Here is an 8,018-nt window from a genome sequence, read left to right as displayed (position 1 = left end):
TCCATCGCAGTGCTCCCAACCGAATCACAGCACCCAGCGAATCACACCCGAACGTCAATGCAAAATGCCCGAAAATCTCCGTTAACCTGAATTCCCAACCGTGCGGTGAAGCACCTCACGGCTTGCGTTTGTCGCGCTTCCCCTCTATATGCGCGCTCATTCCACACACGGACTTTGGTGTCTGCCGGGAGAAATCCGGCTGAAACCTCCGGTGGCGTTCGAGGACTTCGTCCAGAAATGCCTGTGTCCGTGGAGGCTAACCGGAAAGGAAAATGAGAATGGCTCTGCCTGATTTCAGCATGCGCCAGCTTTTGGAAGCTGGCATTCACTTCGGCCACCAGACCCACCGCTGGAACCCGAAGATGGCGCCTTACATCTATGGCGCCCGCAACAACATCCACATCATCGACCTCTCGCAGACGGTGCCTTTGCTGCACCAGGCGCTGAAGCAGGTTTCCGATACCGTCGCCAAGGGCGGCCGCGTGCTGTTCGTCGGCACCAAGCGCCAGGCGTCGGACATCGTCGCCGACGCGGCCCAGCGTTCGGCCCAGTACTATGTCAATTCGCGTTGGCTCGGCGGCATGCTGACCAACTGGAAGACGATCTCGAACTCGATCCAGCGCCTGCGCAAGCTCGACGAGATGCTGGCCGGCGAGGCCCAGGGCCTGACCAAGAAAGAGCGCCTGAACCTCGACCGCGAGCGCGAGAAGCTCGACAAGGCGCTGGGCGGCATCAAGGACATGGGCTCGACGCCCGACCTGATGTTCGTGATCGACACCAACAAGGAAGCGATCGCCATCCTCGAGGCCAAGCGGCTCGGCATCCCGGTCGTCGCCATCATCGATTCGAACTGCGATCCGGACAAGATCGATTTCCCGATCCCCGGCAATGATGACGCGGCGCGCGCCATCCAGCTGTACTGCGACCTGATCGCCAAGGCGGCAATCGACGGCATCGCTCGCCAGCAGGGCGCGCTCGGCGTCGATGTCGGTGCCTCGGTGGAAGCTCCGGTCGAGCCGGCTCTCGACGAAACTCCGGCGGCGCAAGCTCCGGAAGCGTGATAGCGAAGGCCGGACCACGGCCTTCATCTTTCTCATATTTTGCGCGTTAAACGGACGCACCGTCGAGATTCGATGGTGCGTCGGCGCATTTGAAACAAAGAGGCGACAATGAGCATTTCGGCTGCACAGGTCAAAGAACTCCGCGACTTGACCGGCGCGGGCATGATGGACTGCAAGGCGGCGTTGAACGAGACCAACGGCAACATGCAAGAAGCCGTCGACTGGTTGCGCAAGAAGGGCATTTCCAAGGCCGACAAGAAGGCCGGCCGCACCGCCGCCGAAGGTCTGATCGGTGTCGATTCCGGCGTCCGCGAGGCCGCGGTCGTCGAGGTCAATTCCGAGACCGACTTCGTGGCCCGCAACGGGGCTTTCCAGGAAATCGTCGCCAACGTGGCCAAGGTTGCGCTCGCCTATGGCACGACCGAGGCGGTTGCCGCCGCCAAGTATCCGGGCTCCGACAAGTCGGTTACCGAGGCCATCAAGGACGCCGTCGGCACGATCGGCGAGAACCTGGGCTTCCGCCGCTCGGCCAAGCTCACCGTTCCGCACGGGGCGGTCGCCACCTACGTCCACAACGCGGTTGCCGACGGCCTTGGCAAGCTCGGTGTGCTGGTTGCCATCGAGACCACGGGCAACGAGCATGCGGCCAACGCGTTTGCCCGCCAGGTGGCCATGCATGTCGCCGCCACCAACCCGATGGCGCTGACGACCGAAGAGCTCGATCCGGCAGCGGTCGAGCGCGAGAAGGCGATCTTCGCCGACCAGGCGCGCCAGTCGGGCAAACCGGAAGCGATCATCGAGAAGATGGTCGAGGGCCGCTTGCGCAAGTTCTATGAAGAGGTCGTGCTCCTGAAGCAGGCTTTCGTGCTCAATCCCGACATCACTGTCGAGAAGGCGCTGAAGGATGCGGAGAAGGATATCGGCGCTCCGGCCAAGATATCCGCCTATCTGCGCTTCGCGCTGGGCGAAGGCATCGAGAAGGAAGCGACCGATTTTGCGGCGGAAGTCGCGGCGGCGGTCAAGAAGTAAGGTCGCCTTCGGGCGCTCTATCCTTCCGACTGGATTTATCGGCCGGGCGTCCGCAGGGACGCCCGGCCGATTTCGTTTGCGGTATCGATAAAGGCCCTGAGTTTCGGCGCCATCGCCGCCCGCCGCGGAAAGTAGAGGAACAGTCCAGGTTCCTCGATCGCCGTTTGCGGCAGGACCTGGACGAGGCGGCCAGCGGCAAGGTCCGCGCGCACCAGCGGCTCGAAGACATAGGCAAGGCCCAATCCCGCAAGAGCGAGATCGATGGCGGCAAGCGAATCGGTAACGATGGTGGTGCCGCGCGTCTCGACGACGAGATCCTTGCCGTTCTCGCTCAGGTCCCAGCGGTAGAGCGCTCCGGACCGAACCAGCCGGTAACCGATGCAGTTGTGGTTCGCGAGGTCGGCCACATCGCGCGGACGGCCATGCCGTCCGAGATAGGCGGGGGAGGCAACGATCACGGCGTGAAAGGGCGGCGTCAGCCGGACCGTGACCATGTCCTGCGCGATCATCTCACCCAACCGGATGCCGGCGTCGAAACCTTCGCCGACAATGTCGACAAGCCGTTGATCGGTGAACAGCTCCACCGTCACATCGGGATACCGCTCGGCCATTGCTGCGACCACGGGCGTCACCGCCAACGGGATAGCGATGTTGGAAACATTGATCTTGAGCAGGCCAGATGGCTTGCCCTTGATCGCACGGATCCGATCCATCCGCTCGCTAATGTCCTGAAGGGCAGGGGCCGCCGTCTCCACCAGCGCCTTTCCAGCTTCCGTTAGTGAAACGCTGCGCGTCGTGCGCGCGAACAACGGCTGACCGATGCGCTCCTCCACCTGCCGTACGGCATGGCTGACCGCGGAAGGACTCATGCCGAGTTCGGCCGCGGCAAGCGCGAAGCCGCCCCGCCGGGCAACGGCGACCACCACTGGCAGATGGCTAAGAAGATCTCGATCCATTCATGAAGGATATCGCACAGTCCTTGCGAACAACGCAATCTTATCGATGGCTGCGCGCTGGCCCACATTGTCGCCAGCACACGGGCGGTGGGCCGATGCACAAGGAGAAGACACATGAATGCGTTGAAGCACGTCACCTTCGCGGCAGGCATTGCCCTGGCGCCGGTCGATGCCGGGGGCGCCGCGACATTTGAGACACCCGACTGGCAGGCGCTCGCTGACGAGCGTGCCGTCATCCGTATCGCCGACGGCATCGACCGCGCCGTCGACGCACAGGACTGGAAGCTCGCCCGCAGCTATTTCGCGGATCGGGTCACCGCTGATTTCAGCAGCCTGTCGGGACAGCCCGCGGCCAATATCGCCTCCGACGATCTGATCGGTGCCTGGGCCGGGAACCTCAAGGGCAGCAAGACAAGCCTGCATCTGCGCACCAATCATCAGGTCGTTATCGAGGCGGACACGGCGACTGTCCTTTCGAACGGCTATGCCTGGAACCGGATGGAAGGCAATGGCGACCCGCTCTGGGAAGTCTGGGGCACCTACGAGCACCATCTGACGCGTTCCGGCGCCAGCTGGAAGGTGGACGGCTTCACGTTCCGCATGACGCATGAGCGCGGCAATCCGTGGGTCAAGACGACCCCTGGACAGTGACGCCGCGGCGTTCATCACCAATTATCGGGAGACGATCATGACCATGTCCTATTATACGCTCGGCAACAGCGGATTGCGCGTCACGCGCCTGGCACTCGGCACCATGACCTTCGGAACGGAGTGGGGCTGGGGCGCCGAAAAGCAGGCCGCGCGGGAAATGTTCGACGCCTATGTCGAGGCTGGCGGCAATTTCTTCGATACAGCGGACCTCTACACCGGCGGCACTGCCGAAGCCTGGCTTGGTGAATTCATCGCCGAGCGCGGGCTGCGCGACAAGGCGGTAATCGCCAGCAAGTTCGCCATGAACATGCAGCCCGGCAATCCGAATGCGGGCGGCAACGGCCGCAAGAACATCATGCGGGCGGTCGATGCGTCGCTGAAGCGCTTGGGCACCGACTATATCGACCTCTATCTCTTGCATATCTGGGATAGGCTGACGCCGGCCGAAGAGGTCATGCGCACGCTCGATGACCTGGTGCGGATGGGCAAGGTGCGTCATGTCGGCCTGTCCGACGTGCCGGCATGGTATGCGGGACGGGCGCAGGCGATCGCCGAGCTGCGCGGCTACGAGCCGGTCTCGGCTTTGCAGCTCGAATATTCGTTGGCCGAGCGCGCGATCGAGCACGAGTTCGTGCCTTTCGGCACGCGCCATGGCGCCGGCATCATGGTCTGGAGCCCGTTGGCCAGTGGTTTGCTCAGCGGCAAATATCGACCAACGCAGACAGGAAATGCCGGGCGGCTCGACGGCTTCCGCAACTCGACGCATCCGGGATTCCAGAAGTTCACGCAGCGCAATTGGGCTATCGTGGCCGAACTTGAGAAGGTCGCATCGGATCTTGCCCGCAGCATGCCCCAGGTTGCGCTCAACTGGGTGGCGACACAGCCGGGCGTCGCTACCGTCATCCTTGGAGCGACGACACCAGCCCAGATGCGGGACAATCTTGGTGCGCTGGATTTCGAGATCCCCGCCGCGCTTCGCGAACGGCTGGATCTTGTCAGCAGCATTCCGGCACCATTTCCCTATTCACATTTCGGATCGGAGATACAAGCGCGCGTCACCGGCGGCGCGGTAACCGGCGACAAGCCCTCCGGCTATACGTCGCCGGTGCTTGTCGAGGGCGAATCCGCCAGCGTGTCCACAAGCTGACCAATCCGGGAATTTCCTGCACGGGCGCCGCGTGACATCGCGGCGCCCTTCGTGTATCGGAACCCAGTGTTTTTGGGACGGCGCGTTACGAATGCCGGCCAGGATGCGCCACGCAAAATGACGAGGACCAGATGACGGTGAAGCCCCTCTACCGACGTGTCTTGTTGAAAGCGTCGGGCGAAGCGTTGATGGGCGAACAGCATTTCGGCATCGACGTTTCGGTGGTGGATCGCATCGCCGCCGACATCGCCGAAGCCCGCGCATTGGGCATCGAGGTTGGCGTCGTCATCGGCGGCGGAAATATCTTTCGTGGCGTGGCCGTTGCCTCCAAGGGCGGTGACCGCGTCACCGGCGACCACATGGGCATGCTTGCCACGGTCATCAACTCGCTGGCACTGCGCACATCGCTGAACAAGATCGGCGTCGACGCCGTGGTGCTTTCGGCGATTGCCATGCCCGAGCTTTGCGAGAGCTTTTCGCAGCGCCAGGCGACGGCCTACATGAACCAGGGCAAGGTCGTGATCTTTGCCGGCGGCACCGGCAATCCGTTCTTCACCACCGATTCGGCGGCGGCGCTTCGCGCGGCCGAGATCGGTGCCGACGCGCTGTTCAAGGGCACCCAGGTCGATGGCGTCTATTCGGCCGACCCGAAAAAGGACCCGCATGCGACACGTTTCGAGCGCATCAGCCACGCCGAAGTCATAAATCGCGGTCTTTCCATCATGGATACGGCAGCGATTGCACTTGCGCGCGAAAATAACATTCCGATAATCGTCTATTCGATCCACGAAAAGGGTGGTTTCGGCGATATTCTAAGGGGCGGCGGCCGCTGCACGGTCGTCGCTGACGATTGAGCCGGGGCCTGGTCCCGAAAACGGGAAAACCGGCTTTCGAAAACCAGGCTCGAACGTGGGGCGGCGCCCTGAAGCAGTGAACCCGCGTCAGACGGGTCGAGGAGACTAAGATGAGTGGTGAGTACGACGATCTCAAACGGCGCATGGACGGGGCGATCGCGGCGTTCAAGCACGATCTAGCTTCGCTGCGGACCGGTCGCGCCTCCAGCAATCTGCTCGACGCGATCCAGGTGCAGGCCTATGGCACCTCCATGCCGATCAACCAGGTGGCCAATGTCTCGGTGCCGGAGCCGCGGATGATTTCGGTGTCGGTCTGGGACAAGTCCATGGTCGGCGCGGTCGACCGCGCCATCCGTGAATCCAATCTCGGCTTCAACCCGATCGTCGATGGCACCAATCTCAGAATTCCGCTGCCTGAACTCAACGAGCAACGCCGCAAGGAACTGGTCAAGATCTCGCACGGCTACGCCGAGAACGCCCGCATCGCCGCGCGCCATGTGCGCCGCGACGGCATGGACTTCCTGAAAAAGGCGGAGAAGGACGGAGACATCAGCGAGGACGATCAGCGCAAGCGTTCGGACCAGGTCCAGAAGCTCACCGACGAGACGATCAGCACCATCGACCATCTGCTTTCCGAAAAGGAAGCCGAAATCATGCAGGTTTAGGGTTGGCCATAGGCCGATCCGAAAGCGAGATCATGGCAACGCCCGCGCATGTCGCGATCATCATGGATGGAAACGGACGCTGGGCCAAGGCGCGCGGCCTGCCGAGGCTTGCCGGTCATCGGGCTGGGGTCGAGGCGCTGCGCAAGACGGTGCGCGCGGCACCCGGCCTCGGCATTTCCTTCCTGACCGTCTATGCCTTCTCGTCGGAAAACTGGTCGCGGCCGAAGTCCGAAGTCAGCGACCTGATGGGGCTGTTGAAGCTGTTCATCCGCCGCGATCTTGCCGAACTGCACCAGAGCGGCGTGCGCGTCAGGATCATCGGCGACAGGGCAGGGCTGCAGCCCGATATCAGAGGACTGCTCGACGAGGCCGAATCGCTGACATCGGGCAATGAAGCACTGACGCTGGTGATCGCCTTCAACTATGGCGGACGCGACGAGATCGTGCGCACGGCGCGCAAGCTTGCCTCGGCCGTGGCGCGTGGCGAGCTCGACAGCGAGGCGATATCAGCCGAAAGCTTTGCCGGCGCTCTCGACACTCAGGGCATTCCCGATCCGGAACTGGTCATACGCACCAGCGGCGAGCTTCGGCTTTCCAACTTCCTGCTGTGGCAAGCTGCCTATAGCGAGCTCGTCTTCCTGCCTTGCTACTGGCCGGACTTCAGCCGTGAGCACCTTGCCGAGGCTTTGCGCGAATTTGCCGGCCGCGAACGCCGCTTCGGCGGATTGGACCCGCAAGACGTCGCTTCGCGGCCGGCAGCGGGATGAGCAATCTCCAACTTCGCGTCGTTTCCGCGGTGGTGCTCGCCGTCGTCGCCCTTGGCCTGACCTGGCTCGGCGGTCTGCCCTTCCGATTGCTGTGCGCCGTCATGTCGGCGGTGATCTTTTATGAGTGGACACGCATGTCGCGTCCGGCCGGGGTCCCGGGCCTCGGTTTCCTGCCGGAAGCGCTGGCCGTGGTCTTCATCGGCGCCTTGATCGCCGGCCTTTCGGCATCCTGGCTGCTGCCGCTTGTCGTGATTCTGGTCGCCACAACGGCGATTGCCGCCATGGTCCGCAGGACCGGGCAATGGGACGCCAGCGGTCTTGCCTATGCCAGTGTGTCCGGTCTGTCGCTCGCCCTGCTGCGGGACGGCGACCATTCGGGCCTCGTCGCCATCCTGTTCCTGTTCGCTGTGGTGTGGGCAACCGACATTTTCGCCTATTTCGTTGGACGTGCCGTCGGCGGTCCGAAACTGGCGCCGTCGATTTCGCCCGGGAAGACGCGCAGCGGCGCGCTTGGCGGTGCCGTTGGCGGCGTCGTCGCGGGGCTCGTCCTGGCCGCCATTGCCGGTTCCGGCAATCTGGCGCTGCTCGGCCTTGTGGCGCTCGTGCTGTCGATTGTCGCCCAGGCCGGCGACCTGTTCGAATCATGGGTGAAGCGCCGGCACGACCGCAAAGATTCGGGCGCGATCATTCCTGGCCATGGCGGCGTCATGGACCGTGTCGATGGGCTTGTCGCGGCGGCTTTCGCCCTATACGTCATCGGCTGGATTTTGGCGGGCGCCGATCACCCGGCACATGGGCTGTTTCCTGTTTGAGTCGTGGCATTTCAGGGCGCCGAGGCGCTGCGCGCCTTGGATTCGCCCGGATTGATGTCACAGTCACGGCGCTATC

General features: G+C 63.2%; 9 protein-coding genes. 8 read left to right on the top strand and 1 reads right to left on the bottom strand.

Annotated features, from left to right (window positions below; genetic code table 11):
• Nucleotides 1–278: 278 nt before the first annotated feature.
• Nucleotides 279–1,061 carry a 30S ribosomal protein S2 gene (gene rpsB / locus NKI49_RS31140; protein ID WP_352606391.1) on the top strand — a complete coding sequence of 261 codons (783 nt, stop codon included), beginning with the start codon at nucleotides 279–281 and terminating at the stop codon, nucleotides 1,059–1,061.
• A gap of 108 nt (nucleotides 1,062–1,169) precedes the next feature.
• A complete protein-coding gene (gene tsf, locus NKI49_RS31135; RefSeq protein WP_352606389.1) occupies nucleotides 1,170–2,090 on the top strand; it encodes a translation elongation factor Ts in 921 nt (306 codons plus the stop codon).
• 35 nt (nucleotides 2,091–2,125) lie between these two features.
• On the opposite strand, the gene NKI49_RS31130 is transcribed toward tsf, so the two are convergent.
• Nucleotides 2,126–3,046 carry a LysR substrate-binding domain-containing protein gene (locus NKI49_RS31130; protein ID WP_352606387.1) on the bottom strand — a complete coding sequence of 307 codons (921 nt, stop codon included), beginning with the start codon at nucleotides 3,044–3,046 and terminating at the stop codon, nucleotides 2,126–2,128.
• A 114-nt stretch (nucleotides 3,047–3,160) separates the two neighbouring features.
• Between NKI49_RS31130 and NKI49_RS31125 the strand changes: the two genes are divergently transcribed.
• From NKI49_RS31125 to NKI49_RS31100, 6 genes are all read left to right on the top strand, one after another.
• The gene (locus tag NKI49_RS31125) at nucleotides 3,161–3,697 is read left to right on the top strand and encodes a nuclear transport factor 2 family protein (protein ID WP_352606385.1); all 537 of its coding nucleotides are present in this window, start codon (nucleotides 3,161–3,163) and stop codon (nucleotides 3,695–3,697) included.
• A gap of 37 nt (nucleotides 3,698–3,734) precedes the next feature.
• Nucleotides 3,735–4,844, top strand: a complete 1,110-nt coding sequence (locus NKI49_RS31120) for an aldo/keto reductase (RefSeq protein WP_352606383.1) — start codon at nucleotides 3,735–3,737, stop codon at nucleotides 4,842–4,844.
• Between the two features lie 131 nt (nucleotides 4,845–4,975).
• Complete coding sequence (gene pyrH, locus NKI49_RS31115) at nucleotides 4,976–5,698, top strand: UMP kinase (protein WP_027025102.1); 723 nt, start codon at nucleotides 4,976–4,978, stop codon at nucleotides 5,696–5,698.
• A 110-nt stretch (nucleotides 5,699–5,808) separates the two neighbouring features.
• On the top strand, nucleotides 5,809–6,363 hold the full coding sequence (frr, locus tag NKI49_RS31110) for a ribosome recycling factor (RefSeq protein WP_027025101.1): 555 nt from the start codon (nucleotides 5,809–5,811) through the stop codon (nucleotides 6,361–6,363).
• 32 nt (nucleotides 6,364–6,395) lie between these two features.
• Entirely contained in the window at nucleotides 6,396–7,130 is a 735-nt protein-coding gene (locus NKI49_RS31105) for an isoprenyl transferase (protein WP_502899597.1), read from the top strand.
• Nucleotides 7,127–7,942: a phosphatidate cytidylyltransferase gene (locus tag NKI49_RS31100; RefSeq protein ID WP_352606380.1), complete on the top strand. Its 816-nt coding sequence runs from the start codon at nucleotides 7,127–7,129 to the stop codon at nucleotides 7,940–7,942. The genes NKI49_RS31105 and NKI49_RS31100 overlap by 4 nt, the downstream gene beginning before the upstream one ends.
• Nucleotides 7,943–8,018 lie beyond the last annotated feature (76 nt).

Source organism: Mesorhizobium sp. M0587 (assembly GCF_040320945.1).
Classification (GTDB): domain Bacteria; phylum Pseudomonadota; class Alphaproteobacteria; order Rhizobiales; family Rhizobiaceae; genus Mesorhizobium.
Note: the sequence above shows the minus strand (reverse complement) of the source record. Positions and strands in the feature narration are given on the sequence as shown.